The following is a 19848-nucleotide window of genomic DNA, read 5'->3' on the forward strand; positions in this document are numbered from 1 at the left end:
CACTCCCGGGGGCCATCGGATGAGAGCTGCGATCAAGAAAAAGCCCGCCAGTTGGCGGGCTTTTTCGTCGAACAAGCGGAATCAGGCCTGGAAGATGATCCGGCCATCCACCAGGGTGTAGCGCACCTTGCCCGGCAGGCAGTGGCCGATGAAGGGGCAGTTGTCGCCCTTGGAGTTCCAGGTTTCGCCGGCCAGGGTGGAGGCCTGCGGATCGAACAGCACCAGGTCCGCCGGGGCACCCACGGCCAGGCGGCCGGCGGGCAGGCGCAGGGCGCGGGCCGGGCCGGCGGTGAGGCGGGCGAGCAGGGTGGGCAGGTCGAGCAGGCCGTCCTGCACCAGGGTCATGGCCAGCGGCAGCAGCAGCTCCACGCTGCTGATGCCCGGCTCGGTGGCGCCGAAGGGCGCGAGCTTGGCGTCCGGCTCGTGGGGCTGGTGGTGGCTGGAGATGGCGGAGATCACGCCGCTCTTCACCGCCTCGCGCAGGCCGTCGCGGTCGGCGCGGGTGCGCAGCGGCGGCTGTACGTGGTAGAGGCTGGAGAAGTCGATCAGCGCCTCGTCGGTGAGGATCAGCTGGTACATCGCGACATCGGCGGTGACCGGCAGGCCGCGGGCCTGGGCTTCGGCGATCATCTGGGCGCCGCGGGCGCTGGAGATCTGGCTGAAGTGGGCGCGCACGCCGCTCTGTTCCACCAGCAGCAGGTCGCGGGCCATGGCCACGGTCTCGGCGGTTTCCGGGATGCCAGCGAGGCCGAGGAAGCTGGCGGTGGGGCCTTCGTGGGCCAAGCCGCCTTCGGCCAGGGAGGCGTCCTGGGAGTGGAAGACCACCGTCAGGTCGAAGGTGGCCGCGTATTCCAGGGCGCGGCGCTGGATGCGGTTGCTGGCGAAGGTGGCCAGGCCGTTGCCGAAGGCCACGCAGCCGACGTCGCGCAGGGCCACCAGCTCGGACAATTGCTCGCCGGCCAGGCCCTTGGTCAGGGCGCCGATGGGGAAGACCTTGGCATTGCCGGCTTCCTGGGCGCGGTCGAGGATCATCTCGGCCACGGCCGGGGTGTCCAGCACCGGGCGGGTCAGGGGCGGGCAGCAGAGGCTGGTCACGCCGCCACTGGCGGCCGCCAGGGTTTCGCTGGCGATATTGCCCTTGCGGCTGTAACCGGGCTCGCGCAGGGCGACGGAGAGGTCCACCAGGCCGGGAGCGGCTACAAGGCCCTTGGCGTCTATCTGCTTGTCGCTCTCGAAGCCGGCCGGGGCCTTGCCGAGGGCGACCACCTTGCCACCTTCGAGGAAGAGGTCGGTGACCTGGTCGTGGCCGCTGGCCGGGTCGATCAGGCGGGCGCCGAGGATGTGGGTTCGCATCAGTTCAGTTCCTCGGCTTCCTGGTTCAGTTGGCGTTGTGCGGCCTGGCCGCTCATGGCCATGGAGAGCACGGCCATGCGCACGGCGATGCCGTAGGTGACCTGGTTGAGGATCACCGACTGGGCGCCGTCGGCCACGGCGGACTCGATCTCGACGCCGCGGTTGATCGGGCCCGGGTGCATGACGATGGCGTCCGGCTTGGCCAGCGCCAGGCGTTGGGTGTTCAGGCCGTAGAGCTTGTAGAACTCGCCCTCGCTGGGCAGCAGGCCGCCCTGCATGCGCTCGCGCTGCAGGCGCAGCATGATCACGACGTCCACGTCCTTCAGGCCTTCGGCGAGGTCGGTGTAGACCTTCACGCCATACTGCTCGACGCCCACCGGGATCAGGGTCTTGGGTCCGATTACGCGGATGTCCGGGCAGCCCAGGGTGCGCAAGGCGAGCATGTTGGAGCGGGCCACGCGCGAATGCAGCACGTCGCCGACTATGGCCACCGAGAGGTTCTCGAAACTGCCCTTGTGGCGGCGAATGGTGAGCATGTCGAGCATGCCCTGGGTCGGGTGCGCGTGGCGGCCGTCACCGCCGTTGATGATGGCCACGTCCGGGCAGACGTGCTCGGCGATGAAGTGGGCAGCGCCGGAGTCGGCGTGGCGCACCACGAACATGTCGGCGGCCATGGCCTCCAGGTTGCGCAGGGTGTCGAACAGGGTCTCGCCCTTGCTGGTGGAGGAGGTGGAGACGTTGAGGGTGATGACGTCGGCAGACAGGCGCTGGGCCGCCAGCTCGAAGGTGGTGCGGGTGCGGGTGGAGTTCTCGAAGAACACGTTGCACACCGTCTTGCCGCGCAGCAGCGGGACTTTTTTCACGGCGCGGGCGCCGACTTCGAGGAAGGAGTCGGCGGTGTCGAGGATTTCCGTCAGCAGCTCGCGGGGCAGACCGTCGAGCGAGAGGAAGTGGCGCAGCTGGCCCTGGTCGTTGAGCTGCAGCGGGCGCTTGGCGTCTGTCGGCATGGGGCAGGCCCTGAAAGGTTACGAGGAATCGGGAGGATCAGGCTGGCGAAGCGAGGTCCTGGCGCTCGAGGGTGAGCGGCGCGGGGCCGAGCAATTTTACCCGTTCCGTGGCGCCCAGGGACAGGGTTGCGCCGACCACGTCGGGGCGGATCGGCAGTTCGCGGGCGTTGAGGTCGAGCAGGCAGACCAGGGTCACACTGGCGGGGCGGCCATAGTCGAACAGCTCGTTGAGGGCCGCGCGCACGGTGCGTCCGCTCATCAGCACGTCGTCGATCAGCACCAGGTGCTGGCCTTCGACCTCGAAGGGTAGCTCGGAGGGGCGCACTTGCGGGTGCAGGCCGCTCTGGGTGAAGTCGTCGCGATAGAAGGAAACGTCCAGGATGCCCATGGGGACCGACTGGCCGAGGGCTTCCAGCAGGGCCTGGGCGACCCAGACGCCACCGGTGCGGATGCCGATGTAATGTGGCTCGGCGATGCCTCGGGCCTTGAGGTGGGCTTGCAGGTCGCTGGCCATCCGCGGCAGCAGTTCGGCGGGGTTGGGCAGGGTCATCGGCAGTCCTCGCTTAGGAAGTTGCGGAGTTTTCGGCCAGCCAGCCTTCCAGCAGGAGCGCGGCGGCCAGGGCGTCCACCGGGCGCTCGCGGTAGCCGCCGTGCTGGCCTTGAGCCAGACGGTGGCCCTTGGCTTCGAAGGTGGTCAGGCGTTCGTCGTGGGTGAAGACCGGCAGGTTGAAGCGGCCGTTCAGGCGCCGGGCGAATTTTTCCGCGCGGGCGCTCATGTCGCTGGGGCTGCCGTCCATGTTCAGCGGCAGGCCGACGACCATGGCATCGGGCTGCCATTCACGGACCAGGGCTTCCACCTGTTGCCAGTCGGGCACGCCGTTCTGCGCCTTCAGCACGCGCAGTTCGCGGGCCTGGCCGGTTACCGCCTGGCCGACGGCGACACCTATCTGTTTGGTGCCGTAATCGAAGCCGAGCAGCAGGCGCAGGGGTTTGGCTTCGGCCATCAGGCGTGCCCGGCCTGGGCGGTGAGCAGGCTGAGGTTGACCCCCAGGCGCGCAGCCGCAGCGGCCAGGCGCTGGTCGGACGCGGTATCGAAGAGAATGGTCAGGTCCGCCGGGCAGGTCAGCCAGGCGTTGTCGCTGAGCTCGGCCTCGAGCTGGCCGGCGTCCCACCCGGCATAGCCGAGGGCCACGAAACTCTTCTGCGGGCCGCTGCCGTCAGCGATGGCGAAGAGCACGTCCTGGGAGGTGGACAGCGCCAGTTCGCCCAGCTCCAGTGTGGCCTGGTAGCTGTAGCCGGTGGGATGCAGGACGAAGCCGCGGTCGGTCTGGACCGGGCCGCCGGCATAGATGGGCAGGCCCTGGCAGCGCGCCGGCGGGGTGAATTCCGGGCGCAGCTGTTCGAGCACGTCGCTCAGGCTCAGGCCGTTGGGGCGGTTGATCACCAGCCCCATGGCGCCCTGGTCGTTGTGCTCGACCAGATAGGTGACGGTCTGGGCGAAGTTCGGATCGGCCATGTGCGGCATGGCGATCAGGAAATGGTGCTTGAGGTAGCTCGGTGCGCTTTTCATGTCGGCTAGTTTCAGGCTTAAGACGGCAGGCTTCAAGCGGCAACGCAACCGCGTGATTCGGCAACCCTGGTAGAAGCCTAGAGCCTATTCCGGCTAGCCGCTTTCAATTGCTCGACAGGCGGTCGCCGCGTTCGAAGCGCCAGGTGCGGATGATTTCCAGGCGGTCGATGTCGGCCAGGTCGCCGGTGAAGGGGGCGAAAGGCGCGGCGAGGCGGACGATGCGCATGGCGCCCTGGTCGAGTACCGGCTGGCCGGAGGATTCCAGCACCTGCACCTCGTAAAGGGTGCCGTCGCGGTTGATCGACACCAGCAGCCGCAGGTTGCCGTATATCCGCTGGCGGCGGGCTTCTTCCGGGTAGTTGAGGTTGCCGACGCGCTCGATCTTCTTGCGCCACTCTTCCTTGTACCAGGCGCCCTTGTCACGCATGGTCGAGGCGGCGCTGAGGCGGTGGATGCGCGGGCGCTTGGCATAGAGCTGGCGATCCTTGTCCAGTTCGGCCTCGAGGCTGGCGATTTCGGCGGAGAGCTGCGAACTGTCGAAGGTCGGCGCCGGCTTGCTTTCGGGCCGGGGCTTGGTCTGCTCGCGCTTGACCGTGGTCTTCTGCGGCTGCGGGCTCTTGCTGGCCACGGCGGCCTTGGGCGCTTCCTTCTTCGGCGCTTGCGGCGGCGCGGCCGGCGGGGTGGCCTTGCGGATTTCCTTGTCCTGGAAGGGCGCCTTCTCGGTGGTCTTGGGCTTGGCCTTGTGTTCGAGGGTGCCGCTGCCCTGCTGGTTGGCCTGGGCGAGGAAATCGGCCTTCTTCGGCTTCTCTTCGCTCTTGAAGGTGGCCAAGGTGATTTCCAGGGTCTTGCTGATTTGCTGGGGGTCGCCAATGGTGAAGCCGACCCCGAGGATCAGCGCGACGTGCAGCACGGCGGCGAGGAACAGGGTAAAGCCCAGCCGGTCCGCCGGGCGTACGCCGGCGGACAGTTGGGTGGGAGTATTCACGGCTGCGTTCATCGCCAGTCAGCTTGCTTCAGATAGCCGCGCAGTCTGCCCAAGTCGAGCGGCGAGCTGCAAGCGACAAGCGCCAAGCTGTTAGCTGCGTCAAGCTTGGCGCTTGCGGCCTGTCGCCTTCAGCTTGCCGTCGATGGCATCCATCAGGCGCTCGCCGATGCGCGTGTCATAGGCCTTGTCGATCTCGCGGATGCAGGTTGGGCTGGTGACGTTGATTTCGGTGAGGTGTTCGCCGATCACGTCCAGTCCGACGAACAGCAGGCCTTTTTCGCGCAGGGTGGGGCCGACGATGGCGGCGATCTCGCGGTCGCGGTCGGAGAGCGGCTGGGCCACGCCGCGGCCGCCGGCGGCCAGGTTGCCGCGGGTTTCACCCGCGGCGGGTATGCGTGCCAGGCAGTAGGGCACCGGTTCGCCGTCGATCATCAGGATGCGCTTGTCGCCGTCCTTGATCGCCGGCAGATAGCGCTGCGCCATGATCTGGTGGCGGCCATGGCCGGTGAGGGTCTCGAGGATCACCGAGAGGTTCGGGTCGCCGGCGCGGTGGCGGAAAATCGAGGAACCGCCCATGCCATCAAGGGGTTTGAGAATGATGTCACGCTGTTCTTCGGCAAACTCGCGCAGAATGTCCGCTCGTCGGCTGACCACGGTTGGCGGCGCGCACTGGGGAAACAGGGTGGCGAAGAACTTCTCGTTGCAGTCACGCAGGCTCTGCGGGCGGTTGACCACCAGCACGCCGGCCCGTTCGGCCTGTTCCAGCAGGTAGGTGGAGTAGACGAACTCGTTGTCGAAGGGCGGGTCCTTGCGCATCAGGATCACGTCCAGCTCGGCCAGCGGGGTGTCGGTCTCGGCCTCCAGCTCGAACCAGTGCTCCGGGTCGAGGAAAACTTTCAAGGGGCGCATGCGCGCGCGAGCTTCACCGTTTTTCTGGTATAGGTCCTGCTGCTCCATGTAGTACAGCGACCAGCCGCGCTCCTGGGCGGCCAGAAGCATGGCCAGGGAGCTGTCCTTCTTGAAGGAGATTTGCGCAATGGGGTCCATGACGATCCCGAGGCGAACGCTCATGGGGGGGTCTCCGCAACAGGTTTCAAGGGGCGCGCCGATGGCGGCGGGCCGGTTGGATGAGGCGCTCAGGGTGGCGCCGGCATTGACTGTGGTCAAGGAAAAAACCTTCCCGGGAATGGGACGAATCGCAGAAGCGGACGCCGTGTAGCTTGCGTCTGGAGACTGTGCTAAAAAGGCCCGACGATTGGGTCGTAGCCCGTCGGTAGCAGGGCCTCAGGCACATATATAAAGCAGAATAACGACTCACCGAGGCGATGGTAGGGCGAACATGGAACAGCATTCCGAGGGTTTGAAGGTCATGGTGATCGACGATTCGAAAACGATTCGTCGCACCGCCGAGACTCTGCTGAAAAAAGTGGGTTGCGAGGTCATCACCGCGGTCGATGGTTTCGATGCCCTGGCCAAGATCGCCGATTCCCACCCGAACATCATCTTCGTCGACATCATGATGCCGCGCCTGGACGGGTATCAAACCTGCGCCCTGATCAAGAACAACAGTGCTTTCAAGTCCACCCCGGTGATCATGCTGTCCTCCAAGGACGGCCTGTTCGACAAGGCCAAGGGTCGCATCGTCGGCTCCGATCAGTACCTCACCAAGCCCTTCAGCAAGGAAGAGCTGCTCGGCGCGATCAAGACCCACGTCCCCGATTTCACCCCGGTGGAGCAAGTCTCCTGAAGTCCGGCCTGATGGCCGGTGAAGCCTTTCCGTATGGGGAACACCATGGCTCGTATTCTGATTGTTGATGACTCGCCGACCGAGATGTACAAGCTGACCGCGATGCTCGAGAAGCACGGTCACCAGGTGCTCAAGGCCGAGAATGGCGCCGACGGCGTGGCCCTGGCCCGCCAGGAGAAGCCGGACGCCGTCCTGATGGACATCGTCATGCCCGGCCTGAACGGCTTCCAGGCGACCCGTCAGCTGACCAAGGACGGCGAGACCAGCCATATCCCGGTGGTCATAGTCACCACCAAGGACCAGGAAACCGACAAGGTCTGGGGCAAGCGCCAGGGCGCGCGCGACTACCTGACCAAGCCGATCGAAGAAGACACGCTGATCAAGACGCTGAACTCGGTACTGGCCGGCTGATGCCGCGCCGGTCCCTGAACCAATAATTATTAGAAACAGGCCAAGGCCGGTCGCCATGTCGGATCCGCAGACTCCCTTCCAGCTCCTCTACGAGATCGACCAGCGCTGTCGCGCGCTGGCGGCGGGCCTGCCTGCGCAACAGCAGGTGGTGCAGAGCTGGAGCGGCATCGGCTTTCGCATGGGCGAGCGCCTGTTCGTGGCGCCCATGGGCGAGGTCAGCGAAGTGCTGCACGAGCCGCGCCATACCCTGTTGCCGGGCGTGAAGAGCTGGGTCAAGGGCGTCGCCAACGTGCGCGGACGCCTGTTGCCGGTCATGGACCTGTGCGGTTTCTTCGGCAATGAACTGTCGCCCCTGCGCAAGCAGCGCCGGGTCCTGGTGGTGGACCACCAGGAGATCTTCGCCGGGCTCATCGTCGACGAAGTCTTCGGCATGCAGCATTTCCTGGTCGACGCCTTCAGCGAGGAATTGCCCCCGCTGGAGGCCAGCATCCAGCCCTTCATCCATGGTGTCTTCCACCGCGAGCAACCCTGGCTGGTGTTCAGTCCTCACGCGCTGGCGCAGCATCAGGCGTTCCTCGAAGTGGCGGTATAGATTCGACGCGGAGCGCCGTCAGGCGCCCCGCAACGACCACCGGGGCACGGTTGCCGGGGTCGTGGCTTCACGGTTGGGCCGGCTTCGCCGGCCCTTTGGCGTTACATGGGAATCGTTGAGTGGTTGGTCCAGGCGGGGGCCCGATAATGAAAAGACTGAACGCAGGCAATCTGTTTTCCGGGGTGCGCAGTACGTCGCTGATCGCCGGACTCTTTGTGGTCCTGATCATCGCCATCGTGCTGCTGTTCGCGAACTTCGCGTACCTCAACACCCAGGCGAACTACGACAAGGAATACATCAGCCACGCCGGTGAGCTGCGTGTGCTCTCCCAGCGTATCGCCAAGAACTCCAGCGAGGCCGCGGCGGGCAAGGCCGAGGCCTTTGCCTTGCTGAAGGATGCGCGCAACGACTTCGAACAGCGCTGGAACCACCTCGTCAAAGGCGACAGCGCCACCGGTCTGCCGGCCGCGCCGGCCCCCGTGAAAGTCGAGATGGACGCGGTGCAGAAGGACTGGGACAGCCTGCGCAAGAACGCCGACGCCATCCTGGCCAGCGAGCAGACCGTACTCTCCCTGCACCAGGTAGCCGCCACCCTGGCCGAAACCATCCCGCAGCTGCAGGTCGAGTACGAGGAAGTGGTGGACATCCTGCTGGAAAGCGGCGCGCCCGCCAGCCAGGTATCGGTCGCCCAGCGCCAGTCGCTGCTGGCCGAACGTATCCTCGGCTCGGTGAACAAGGTGCTGGCCGGTGACGAGGACTCGGTCCAGGCCGCCGACATGTTCGGTCGCGACGCCAGCCTGTTCGGCCGCGTACTGACCGCCATGCGCGAAGGCAATCCGGCCATGGAGATCTCCAAGGTCACCAATACCGAGGCCCTGGAGCGCCTGCAGGAGATCGCCGAGCTCTTCGAATTCGTCTCCGGTTCGGTGGACGAGATCCTCGAGACCTCGCCCGAGCTCTTCCAGGTCCGCGAGTCCGCCAACACCATCTTCACCGGTTCCCAGACCCTGCTGGACAAGGCTTCCGCGCTGACCAACGGCTTCGAGAACCTGGCTTCCAGCCGTGACATGAACAGCTTCGCCGGCTACGTGCTGGGCGTGCTGGCCCTGGGCTCGATCATCCTCATCGGCCTGGTCATGGTGCAGAGCACCCGCAGCCGGCTGGCCGAGACCGCCGCGAAGAACGAACGTAACCAGGCGGCGATCCTGCGTCTGCTCGACGAAATCGCCGACCTCGCCGACGGTGACCTGACCGTGGCCGCGACAGTGACCGAGGACTTCACCGGCGCCATCGCCGACTCGATCAACTACTCCATCGACCAGCTCCGCGAGCTGGTGGAGACCATCAACCTGACTGCCGTGCAGGTGGCCGCCGCCGCCCAGGAAACCCAGGCCACCGCCATGCACCTGGCCGAGGCTTCCGAGCACCAGGCCCAGGAAATTGCCGGCGCCTCCGCCGCAATCAACGAAATGGCCGTGTCCATTGACCAGGTATCGGCGAACGCCTCGGAATCCTCGGCGGTAGCGGAGCGTTCCGTAGCCATCGCCAACAAGGGCAACGAAGTGGTGCACAACACCATCACCGGCATGGACAACATCCGTGAGCAGATCCAGGACACCTCGAAGCGGATCAAGCGCCTCGGTGAATCGTCCCAGGAGATCGGTGACATCGTCAGCCTGATCAACGACATCGCCGACCAGACCAACATCCTCGCCCTGAACGCCGCGATCCAGGCGTCCATGGCCGGCGACGCGGGCCGTGGCTTCGCCGTGGTAGCGGACGAGGTACAGCGCCTCGCGGAACGTTCCTCCGCCGCGACCAAGCAGATCGAGGCGCTGGTGAAGACCATCCAGACCGACACCAACGAGGCGGTGATCTCCATGGAGCAGACCACCTCCGAAGTGGTCCGCGGTGCCCGTCTGGCCCAGGACGCCGGTGTGGCCCTGGAAGAGATCGAGAAGGTATCCAAGACCCTCGCGGCGCTGATCCAGAACATCTCCAACGCCGCTCGTCAGCAAGCATCCTCGGCCGGCCATATCTCCAACACCATGAACGTGATCCAGGAGATCACCTCGCAGACCTCCGCCGGTACCACTGCGACCGCGAAGAGCATCGGCAACCTGGCGAAGATGGCCAGCGAGATGCGCAAGTCGGTTTCCGGCTTCAAGCTGCCGGAAACCCAGGACATAGCCTGACCAGGGGAGGCGCCGCGGCCTGAGGCCGCGGCACGACGGCCATGAATCAAGGGGACGACAGCATGCAGCCGAGCGGCGTCTGGGCCTTGAAACCCCTGGCCGACATGACGACAGCGGAGTTTCACGACTGGCGCAAGCTGCTCGAGGAGCGCACCGGCGTGGTGCTCAACGAGCAGCGCCGCTCGTTCCTCCAGACCAACCTCAGCGCGCGCATGCGCGAACTGGGGGTGGTGGACTACGCCAGTTACTACCGCCAGGTCACCGATGGGCCGCGAGGCGCCGTGGAGTGGTCGACCCTGCTGGACCGCCTGACCGTGCAGGAGACCCGTTTCTTCCGCCATGGCCCTTCCTTCGACCTGCTCGCCACCTACCTGCACCGGCGAGTCGAGCAAGGCCTGGTACGGCCCCTGGAGATCTGGAGCGTGGGTTGCTCCAGCGGCGAGGAGCCCTATTCCCTGGCCATGTTGGCGGCCGAGGCGCTGAAAGGGACCGCACAGCCGGATTACTTCGGCGTGACCGGCACCGACATCAGCCTCAGCGCCCTGGCCAAGGCCCGCGAGGGCCTGTATGGCGCCCGGCGCCTGGAGCAGCTGGAGGCCGGACTCGCCGGACGCTATTTCCAGGTCCAGGCCGATGGCCGCTACAAGATCGTGCCGAGCCTGGCCGCACGGGTGTGCTGCGCACGGCTCAATGTGCTGGAACTGGCGAAGGCGCCAATGTCCGGCATGGACGTAATTTTCTGTCAGAACCTGTTGATCTACTTCCGCCGCTGGCGCCGCCGCGAAATCCTCAACCGCCTGGCCGAACGTCTGGCGCCGGGGGGGCTGATGGTGCTGGGCGTGGGCGAAGTGGTGGGTTGGCAACATCCGGACCTGGAGCCGGTGGCCAATGAACAGGTACTGGCATTCACCCGGAAGGGATAGCAGACGGCTATGACTGATCGGCACGACTACGTTGCCCTCGAATGGGTAAAGGGCGAGATCGCAGAAACCCTGAAGCAGGCGCGGCAGGCCCTCGAGGCCTTCGTCGAGAACCCGCAGGACCCGACGCGCATGCGTTTCTGCCTGACCTATATCCACCAGGTCCAGGGCACGCTGCAGATGGTCGAGTTCTACGGCGCGGCCCTGCTCGCCGAGGAAATGGAGCGGCTGGCCCAGGCCTTGATGGAAGGGCGCGCGGCCAACCGTGGCGAGGCCCTGGAAGTGCTGATGCAGGCCATCCTGCAGCTGCCGCCCTACCTCGACCGCATCCAGAGCGCCCGCCGCGACCTGCCGATGGTCCTGCTGCCGCTGCTCAACGACCTGCGCGCCGCTCGCGGCGACAACCTGCTGTCGGAAACCAGCCTGTTTGCCCCGGACCTCTCCAGCATGCTGCCGGCGCTGTCCGTGGACACCCTGGCGCGCATGCGTACCGCCGAATTGCCGGTGCTGCTGCGCAAACTGCGGCAGATGCTGCAGACCGCCCTGGTGGGCGTGATCCGCAACCAGGACCTGGCCGCCAATCTGGGCTACATGGCGCGGGTCTTCGCCCGCCTCGAATCCCTCTGCCAGGGCGCGCCGCTGGGCCCGCTCTGGCAGATCGCCTCCGGCCTGGTGGAAGGCCTGGCCAACGGCAGCGTGGTCAATGGCTCCTCGGTGCGCAACCTGCTGCGCCAGGTGGACAAGGAGCTCAAGCGCCTGTTGGAGCAGGGCGCGGACGGCTTCAACCAGGCGGCCCCGGAAGAACTGGTGAAGAACCTGCTGTTCTACATCGCCAAGGCCCCGGCCCAGTCGCCGCGCATTCGTGCCCTCAAGGAACGCTACCGCCTCGACGAAGCGCTGCCGGATACGGCAGTGGTGGACGAGGAGCGCGCGCGACTCGCCGGCCCCGACCGTGATGCCATGCGCTCGGTGGTCACCGCCCTCTGCGAGGAGCTGGTGCGGGTCAAGGACAGCCTCGACCTCTTCGTGCGCAGCGACCGCAGTGGCGTCACCGAGCTCGATTCCCTGCTGCCGCCGCTCAAGCAGATCGCCGACACCCTGGCTGTGCTGGGCTTCGGCCAGCCGCGCAGGGTCATCATCGACCAGATCGATGTAATCCACGGACTGTCCCTCGGCCAACGCGAGCCCAGTGACGCCGTGCTGATGGACGTGGCCGGTGCCTTGCTCTACGTGGAAGCCACCCTGGCCGGCATGGTCGGCCCGGCGGAGGAGGGCGCGGCGGAAGAAAGCCACTTGCCCACCACCGATGTGGCGCAGATCCACCAATTGGTGATCAAGGAAGCGCGCAATGGCCTGGAACAGGCCAAGGACGCCATCATCGAATTCATCGCCTCGCAGTGGAACCACGAGCACCTGGCCCGCGTGCCGGAGCTGCTGACCCAGGCCCGCGGCGGCCTGGCGATGATTCCGCTGCCTCGTGCCGCGGCCCTGCTGGAAGCCTGCAACCGCTATATCCAGGAGCAGCTGCTGGCGCGCAAGGCCGTGCCGAATTGGCAGAGCCTGGACACCCTGGCCGATGCCATCACCAGCGTCGAGTACTACCTCGAGCGCCTGTCCGAGGACCATGCCGCCCAGGGCGACCTGATCCTCGACGTGGCGGAAGAAAGCCTGGAAGCCCTGGGCTACCCGCTCAAGGAGAAGCCGTCCATCCTCGACCGGGTGGAGGAAGAGGAGGAGCCGCTGGCGCCCCTGGCCGATCCGCTGCAGGAGATCGAAGTGCTGGCCGCCGAGGAATCGGAACTGAGCCAGCACCTCGATCCCGAGGACGAACCGGAAGCCGTCATGCCGGAAGTGGCCCTGGCGGAAGTCCTGGCCTTCGACGCGGCGATATTCGCGGAGACACTGCAGCAGCCGGCTGCAGCCGGAGTGCCGGCCGCCGAAAGCGAGCTGCTGGCCTCGGACGACAACTGGAGCCTGGGCGAGCTGGCCGAACCTGCCGCCGGGAGCATCGACCTGAGCCTGGACGCTCCGTTGGAACTGGCTGACGCCCATGCGCCGGAGCCGGCCAGCGAGGGCGAACTGCTGGTCTCCGACGACAACTGGAGCCTGGGCGAGCTGGCCGCCGAGCCTGCCGCCGAAAGCATCGACCTGAGCCTGGACGCTCCCCTGGAGCTGGCCGAAGCCCAAGCGGCTCGTCCGGCCTCCGAGATCGATCCGCTGCTCTCAGACGACGACTGGGGCCTGGGTGAACTGACCGCCGAGCCTGCTGCCGAAAGCGTCGACCGCAGCCTGGACGCGCCGCTGGAGCTGGCCGAAGCCGAAGCGCCTCGTCCGGCCACCGAGAGCGATGCGCTGCTCTCGGACGAAGACTGGGGCCTGGGCGAACTGACCGCCGAACCTGCTGCCGAAAACATCGATCTCAGCCTGGACGCGCCGCTGGAGCTGGCTGTCGCCGAGGCGCCACAGCCGGCCGCCGAGAGTGAACTGCTGGTCTCCGACGACAATTGGAGCCTGGGCGAGGCGGAAGCCGAACTGCAGGTCGAAAACATCGACCTCAGCCTGGATGCGCCACTGGAACTGGAGCCCGCGGCAGCTCGGGCGCAAGGCCTGTCGCTGGATGAACGCGAAGCGCTGCCTAGCCTCGACCTGACCGAGCTGGACAGCCTGCCGGCCGAGACCGAAGTGCCGGTTGCCGAAGAGGGCGAGTTGCTCGACTTCAGCCTCGACGCACCTCTGGAGTTCGACGACGGGCAGCCGATGCCCAGCTTCGATCTGGCCGACCTGGAAGAGCTGCCGCCTGCTCTACCCGGCGACGTTCCCGGCCTGGAGATGCCGCTGAAGTCCGCCGAGGCCCTGCCGAGCCTGGATTTCGACGAGCTGGACGCGCTCCCCGGCGCCGAGCCGCTGGTCGAGTTGGAAGCCCTGAACCTGGAAGACCTGCCCGCGCCACTGGAGTGGGACGAAGCCGCCCTGGCCGAACTCGGCCTGCCGGAAGTGGACCTGCCGAGTGCGCCGGTCGAACCGCCGGCGGAAAAGCCCGCTGCCGAGCGTCCGCTGTCCCTGGCCGAGGTCATGGCAGCGCCGGTTCCGGCATTCAACCCGCCGGCACGCGAAGTGCCGCCCAGCTTGCTGCCGCCGCCTGCCGATGAAGAGCTGGTGGATGACGAACTGCAGGAAGTCTTCATCGAAGAAGCCGGTGAGGTGCAGGAGACCCTGGCCGAATACCTGCCGCGTTGGCATGCCGACGGCAATGACCGCGAAGCCCTGGGTGAAGTGCGCCGGGCCTTCCATACCCTCAAGGGCAGCGGCCGCATGGTCCGCGCCCTGGTCATCGGCGAGCTCAGCTGGTCGGTGGAAAACCTGCTCAACCGCGTTCTGGATCGCAGCATCGAAGTCGACGAGCCGGTGCACCAGGTGGTCCGCGACGTGGTCGCGCTGCTGCCGACCCTGGTCGAGGAGTACGCCGCCAAGGCCCAGCGCCAGCGCGACGACGTCGACCTGCTGGCCGCCACCGCCCATGCCCTGGCCAAGGGGCACATCCTCCCAAAATCTGAAGCCCCGGGTTCAGAGCAGGCCATTGAGCCCGTGGGCGAGCCGCAAGCCCCCGTCATCACCGAGTCCGGCGAAGCGCTGGACCCTCAGCTGCTGGAGATCTTCCGCAACGAGGCGGAACTGCACCTGGAAACCCTGGCCGGCTTCGTCAAGGCCTGCGACCAGGAACTGCCGCAGGCGGTCAATGACGATCTCCAGCGTGCCTTGCACACCCTCAAGGGCAGCGCGCACATGGCCGGCATACTGCCGATCGCCGAGATCGCCACGCCGCTCGAGAAGCTCGCCAAGGAGTTCAAGACCAACCTCCTCAGCATCGACCTCACCGAGGCCGAGTTGCTGCACGAGGCCCTGGACTTGCTGCGTCAGGGCGTGGCCCAGCTGGACAGCACCCCGCTCAAGCCCGTCGCCGGCACCGATGAACTCCTGGAGCGCATCCGCCGCCGGCACCAGGATCGCCTGGAGGCCGCCAGCGCAGCCCGCCGCGACGACAAGGGCGAGACCCGCGATCCGCTGATGATTTCGCAATTCCTGGCCGAAGGCATGGACATCCTGCTCGACGCCGAGGACCTGCTGCGTCGCTGGCGCGAGCATCCTGCCGAGCGCCAGGAGCTGGGTGCGCTGCTGGAAGAACTGAATACCCTCGGCCGCGGGGCCGAAATGGCCGAGTTGCCGCAGATCGAAGAGCTCTGCGAAGCCCTGCTGGACGTGTATGGCGCCGTGGACGAAGGCAGCCTGCCGGTCAGCGAGCGCTTCTTCAGCGAGGCCGAGGCCGCCCACGAAGCCCTGATCGGCATGATGGACCAGGTGGCCGCTGCCCTCGAGGTCAGCGCCCAGCCCGAGCGGGCCCAGGCCCTGCGTGACCTGCTGCAGGACGCGGTGGACCCGGCGGCCCTGGCGCTGCTGGGGCCGGATGGCGCAGCCGCTCTGGAAATCGACGAACTGGACGCCGACGGCCTCGCCGACTGGGCGCCGGCCGAGACCCTGCCGCCGTTGCCGGAACGGGTGGAAGAGCCCCGGGCGCTGCAGGAAGTTGCGCCACCCGAACTGGCCGCCTTCGACCCCGAGCAGGAGCCCCTCGATGAGCTGCCGCCGACCCTGGACGAGGAGATGGTCGCCATCTTCCTCGAGGAAGCGGTGGATATCCTCGACAGCGCCGGCAAAGCCCTGGAACGCTGGCTTGGCGAGCCGGACAACAACCCGGCCCTGCTGGCCCTGCAACGAGACCTGCACACCCTCAAGGGCGGTGCGCGCATGGCCGAGATCAGCCCCATAGGCGACCTCGCCCATGAACTGGAGTCTCTCTACGAGGGCCTGGTCGACCGCCGCTACAGCCATTCGCCGCGCCTCGCGGGGCTGCTGCAGACCAGTCATGACTGCCTTGCCGCGCTGCTGGAGCAATTACAGGCGCGCCGCGCCCTGGCCGACCCCCTGCAGCTGATCCAGGACATCCGCGGCTTCCGCCAGGGCGGCGCGCAGAGCCTGTCCGCGGCCGTAGTGCAGCCGTTCCCCGCCCTGGAAGAGGACGATGACGTCTCCTTCGACCTCGACGCTCCCCTGTCGGCCGCCAATGACGCGTCGACGGACGAGGACGAAGCGCCCGAGCCCGTCGTTGCGGAGCGCTTCGCCGAAGTGCCCCTGGGCAAGCTGCTGGAAATGCGTGCCGTAGAAGAACCGGCCGCCTATGCCGTCCCCGAGCCCCAGGCCTTCGACAGCAGCCAGGACCCGGAACTGGTGGAAATCTTCCTCGAGGAAGGTTTCGATATTCTCGATAGCGCCGGCGCAGCCCTGCAGCGCTGGACCGAAGACCCGGACAACAGTCTCGAAGTCGAGGCCCTGCAGCGCGACCTGCACACCCTCAAGGGAGGCGCGCGGATGGCCGAAATCGGCCCCATCGGCGACCTTTCCCACGAATTGGAATTCCTCTACGAAGGCCTCTGCGGTGGCCGCCTGCGCGCCAGTCCGGCTCTGTTCGGGCTGCTCCAGGCCTGCCAGGACCGTCTCAGCGATATGCTCGAAGCGGTGCGCGCGCGTCGTCCATTGCCGGACGGCCAGGCGTTGATCGAGGCCATCCAGCGCTGGCGCGCCAATCCCGACGAACAGTTGAGCATGCCCAGCAGCGTGCACCTGCAGCCGGCCGCTGAGGATGACCTGGATGCCGTCGCCGAGGCGGACATCCTCGACATCTTCCTGGAGGAGGCCGACGACCTGCTGGAGGCCATGGAAACCGCCATCGGCCGCTGGGAGGAGGCGCGTGAGGAAGGCGCCCATATCGACGACCTGCTGCGCGTGCTGCACACCCTCAAGGGCGGTGCGCGGCTGGCCGGGCAGAAGCGCCTGGGCGACCTGACCCACGACCTGGAACAACACCTGATCGAGGCCCAGCAACAGGGCGCGCCCTGGCCGGAAAGCCTGTTCCTCGATGTGCAGTCCGGCTACGAAGGCCTGCAGGCCGAGCTGGACGAACTGCGCCAGCAGCTGGACCAGAGCCTCGTCGATGACCTGCCGGCGACCACGCCGAGCCAGCCGGAAACGCCGCAGTTGAGCAGCCCGATCGTGGCCGTCAGCGTGCAGCCCCTGGTGGTCAGCGAAGAGCGCGAGCTGCCCTTCGTCCGCCGCGCCCAGGAAGCCGCCCAGGAGGCCGCCGCACGGCGCGCCCCGCAGGAGCTGGTCAAGGTGCCGGCGGAATTGCTGGAAGGCCTGGTCAACCTGGCCGGCGAGACCTCCATCTTCCGTGGCCGCGTCGAGCAGCAGGTCAGCGACTTCAGCTTCACCCTCACCGAGATGGAAGCCACCATCGAGCGGGTGCGCGACCAGCTGCGCCGCCTCGACACCGAAACCCAGGCGCAGATCCTCAGCCGCTACCAGGCCGAAGCCGAGCGCGCCGGCTACGAGGACTTCGATCCGCTGGAAATGGACCGCCACTCGCAGCTGCAGCAGCTGTCACGGGCGCTCTTCGAGTCGGCTTCCGACCTTCTCGACCTCAAGGAAACCCTGGCCGCGCGCAATCGCGACGCCGAGACCCTGCTGCTGCAACAGGCGCGGGTGAACACCGAGCTGCAGGAAGGCCTGATGCGTACCCGCATGGTGCCCTTCGACCGCCTCGTGCCTCGCCTGCGGCGCATCGTCCGGCAGGTGGCGAGCGAGCTGGACAAGCAGGTGGAGTTCGTCGTCGGCAACGCCGAGGGCGAGATGGACCGCACTGTGCTCGAGCGCATGGTGGCACCGTTGGAACACATGCTGCGCAATGCCGTCGACCACGGTGTCGAAAGCGCCGAGGCACGCCGCAGCGCCGGCAAACCGGAGGTTGGCACCATCCGCCTGAACCTCGGCCGCGAGGGCGGCGACATCGTCCTGACCCTGGCCGACGATGGTGCCGGCATCAAGCTCGAAGCGGTGCGCCGCAAGGCCATCGAACGCGGCATGATGGACGCCGATGCCGACCTCTCGGACCACGAGGTGCTGCAGTTCATCCTCGAACCGGGCTTCTCCACCGCCGACAAGGTCACGCAGATTTCCGGACGTGGCGTCGGCATGGATGTGGTGCACTCCGAGGTTAAACAGCTCGGCGGCACCATGAGCATCGACTCGACCCCGGGCGCAGGCAGCCGCTTCCTCATCCGCCTGCCCTTCACCGTGTCGGTGAACCGCGCGCTGATGGTGCTCTCCGGCGAGGACCTCTACGCCATCCCGCTGAACACCATCGAAGGCATCGTGCGGGTTTCCCCTTATGAACTGGAAACCTACTACCAGCCGGACGCACCGCGCTTCGAGTACGCCGGGCAGAACTACGAGCTGAAGTACCTGGGCGATCTGCTGGACAACGGCCAGCAGCCCAAGCTTGTAGGCCAGAGCCTGCCGCTGCCGGTGATCCTGGTGCGCTCCAGCGAGCACGCCGTGGCCGTGCAGGTGGACGCCCTGTTGGGCTCCCGCGAGATCGTGGTGAAGAGTCTTGGCGCGCAGTTCGCCGGGGTCCATGGCATTTCCGGCGCGACCATCCTCGGCGACGGCCGGGTGGTGGTGATCCTCGACCTGCTGGCGACCATCCGTACCCGCCACGCGCACCTGGTGCAGCCGCAGCTGCGCTCGGCCAGCGCCAACCTGCTGCCGACGGAAACGGACCTGGAGCGCCCGCCGTTGGTGATGGTGGTGGACGACTCGGTGACCGTACGCAAGGTCACCAGCCGCCTGCTGGAGCGCAACGGCATGAACGTGCTCACCGCCAAGGACGGGGTGGACGCCATCGCCCTGCTGCAGGAGCAACGGCCGGACATCATGCTGCTGGATATCGAGATGCCGCGCATGGACGGCTTCGAGGTAGCCACCCTGGTCCGCCACGATGAGCGCCTGAAGGACCTGCCGATCATCATGATCACCTCGCGTACCGGCGAGAAACACCGCGAGCGCGCCATGGCCATCGGCGTCAACGACTACCTGGGCAAGCCGTACCAGGAGTCGCTGCTGCTCGAAAGCATCCAGCATCTGGTCAAACGGACATGACAGAGAAGACATCCGCACGCATCGCCGTGCTCGCCGACACCTCGCTGCAGCGCCATGTGCTGCAGCAGGCACTGACCGGCAATGGTTACCAGGTGGTGCTCAACAGCGACCCGGCCCGCCTCGACGAAGAAGCCCTGGCCGCCTGCGAGGCGGACCTTTGGCTGGTGGACCTGGCGCTGTCCGAGGACTCGCCGCTGGTGGACAACCTGCTGGAGCACGCCAGCGCGCCGGTGCTGTTCGGCGAGGGCCATGCCCCCGAACGCCATTCCGAGCATTACCCGCGCTGGGAACGGCGCCTGTTCGGCAAGCTCAAGAACCTGGTAGGCGACCCGGCGGTGGCCGTGGGGCCGAGCCTGGAAACCCTGCTCGCCGAGGCCCAGCGCCCGGCGCGCCTGGAACTGCCCAGAGCCCTGGCCGATACCCCGCTGGTGGCCGGTGAACCGGCGCGCCAGGTCTGGCTGCTGGCGGCCTCCCTGGGCGGCCCGGCGGCGGTGAAGGCGTTTCTCGACGCCCTGCCCGGCGGCCTGCCGATCGGCTTCCTCTACGGCCAGCACATCGATCCCAGTTTTGAAAGCGCATTGCCCCAAGCGGTCGGCCGCCACAGCCAGTGGCACGTCAACCAGGCCCGCCCGGGCGACGCCGTGCGTTGCGGTGAAGTGGTGGTGGTGCCCATCAGCCGCGAGCTGAGCTTCGCCGATGACGGCCGCATGCTGGTGGGCGAGCGCCCCTGGCCCGAGCCCTACAGCCCTTCCATCGACCAGGCGATGCTCAACCTGGCCCAGCATTTCGGCGCCCAGTGCGGCGTGATCGCCTTCAGCGGCATGGGCAGCGACGGCAGCGCCGCAGCGGCCTATGTGCGCCGCCAGGGCGGCCTGATCTGGACCCAGCGTGCCGACAGCTGCGCCTGCCCGAGCATGCCCGACAGCCTGCGCGAAGGTGGCTACAGCAGCTTCAGCGGCGATCCGCGCGAACTGGCGGCAAAGCTGGTCGAGCATCTGGCCGCGCAGTGCAGCTAACCC

At 67.0% G+C, this 19848-nt stretch carries 14 protein-coding genes; 7 read left to right on the forward strand and 7 right to left on the reverse strand.

The window, feature by feature from the left end:
* Positions 1-81 precede the first annotated feature (81 nt).
* The 7 genes from E8F11_RS14545 to gshB all read right to left on the reverse strand — a co-directional run bounded on the left by E8F11_RS14545 (position 82) and on the right by gshB (position 5986).
* Positions 82-1353, reverse strand: coding sequence for a dihydroorotase (locus E8F11_RS14545; RefSeq protein ID WP_280289518.1), 1272 nt, complete (start codon positions 1351-1353; stop codon positions 82-84).
* Positions 1353-2360, reverse strand: coding sequence for an aspartate carbamoyltransferase catalytic subunit (locus E8F11_RS14550; protein WP_280289519.1), 1008 nt, complete (start codon positions 2358-2360; stop codon positions 1353-1355). The genes E8F11_RS14545 and E8F11_RS14550 overlap by 1 nt, the downstream gene beginning before the upstream one ends.
* 37 nt (positions 2361-2397) lie before the next feature.
* On the reverse strand, positions 2398-2910 hold the full coding sequence (pyrR, locus tag E8F11_RS14555) for a bifunctional pyr operon transcriptional regulator/uracil phosphoribosyltransferase PyrR (RefSeq protein ID WP_280289520.1): 513 nt from the start codon (positions 2908-2910) through the stop codon (positions 2398-2400).
* 13 nt (positions 2911-2923) lie between these two features.
* The gene (gene ruvX / locus E8F11_RS14560; protein WP_280289521.1) at positions 2924-3364 is read right to left on the reverse strand and encodes a Holliday junction resolvase RuvX; all 441 of its coding nucleotides are present in this window, start codon (positions 3362-3364) and stop codon (positions 2924-2926) included.
* Positions 3364-3930: a YqgE/AlgH family protein gene (locus E8F11_RS14565; RefSeq protein ID WP_280289522.1), complete on the reverse strand. Its 567-nt coding sequence runs from the start codon at positions 3928-3930 to the stop codon at positions 3364-3366. The genes ruvX and E8F11_RS14565 overlap by 1 nt, the downstream gene beginning before the upstream one ends.
* 103 nt (positions 3931-4033) lie before the next feature.
* Positions 4034-4927, reverse strand: a complete 894-nt coding sequence (locus tag E8F11_RS14570; RefSeq protein WP_280289523.1) for an energy transducer TonB — start codon at positions 4925-4927, stop codon at positions 4034-4036.
* Positions 4928-5014: 87 nt separating this feature from the next.
* Complete coding sequence (gene gshB / locus E8F11_RS14575) at positions 5015-5986, reverse strand: glutathione synthase (RefSeq protein WP_280289524.1); 972 nt, start codon at positions 5984-5986, stop codon at positions 5015-5017.
* A gap of 268 nt (positions 5987-6254) precedes the next feature.
* Here gshB and pilG point away from each other — a divergent pair, with 268 nt between their 5' ends.
* The 7 genes from pilG to E8F11_RS14610 all read left to right on the forward strand — a co-directional run bounded on the left by pilG (position 6255) and on the right by E8F11_RS14610 (position 19845).
* Positions 6255-6662, forward strand: a complete 408-nt coding sequence (gene pilG, locus E8F11_RS14580; RefSeq protein ID WP_280289525.1) for a twitching motility response regulator PilG — start codon at positions 6255-6257, stop codon at positions 6660-6662.
* 45 nt (positions 6663-6707) lie between these two features.
* Complete coding sequence (gene pilH / locus E8F11_RS14585; RefSeq protein WP_280289526.1) at positions 6708-7073, forward strand: twitching motility response regulator PilH; 366 nt, start codon at positions 6708-6710, stop codon at positions 7071-7073.
* Positions 7074-7128: 55 nt separating this feature from the next.
* Positions 7129-7665 carry a chemotaxis protein CheW gene (locus tag E8F11_RS14590; RefSeq protein ID WP_280289527.1) on the forward strand — a complete coding sequence of 179 codons (537 nt, stop codon included), beginning with the start codon at positions 7129-7131 and terminating at the stop codon, positions 7663-7665.
* A 146-nt stretch (positions 7666-7811) separates the two neighbouring features.
* Positions 7812-9860 carry a methyl-accepting chemotaxis protein gene (locus E8F11_RS14595; protein ID WP_280289528.1) on the forward strand — a complete coding sequence of 683 codons (2049 nt, stop codon included), beginning with the start codon at positions 7812-7814 and terminating at the stop codon, positions 9858-9860.
* A 62-nt stretch (positions 9861-9922) separates the two neighbouring features.
* The gene (locus E8F11_RS14600; protein ID WP_280289547.1) at positions 9923-10783 is read left to right on the forward strand and encodes a protein-glutamate O-methyltransferase; all 861 of its coding nucleotides are present in this window, start codon (positions 9923-9925) and stop codon (positions 10781-10783) included.
* A 9-nt stretch (positions 10784-10792) separates the two neighbouring features.
* Entirely contained in the window at positions 10793-18829 is an 8037-nt protein-coding gene (locus tag E8F11_RS14605) for an Hpt domain-containing protein (protein WP_280289529.1), read from the forward strand.
* Positions 18826-19845: a chemotaxis protein CheB gene (locus E8F11_RS14610; protein WP_280289530.1), complete on the forward strand. Its 1020-nt coding sequence runs from the start codon at positions 18826-18828 to the stop codon at positions 19843-19845. Before E8F11_RS14605 ends, E8F11_RS14610 begins: the two co-directional genes overlap by 4 nt.
* Positions 19846-19848 lie beyond the last annotated feature (3 nt).

Source organism: Pseudomonas sp. BN417, from assembly GCF_029871205.1.
GTDB lineage: Bacteria > Pseudomonadota > Gammaproteobacteria > Pseudomonadales > Pseudomonadaceae > Metapseudomonas.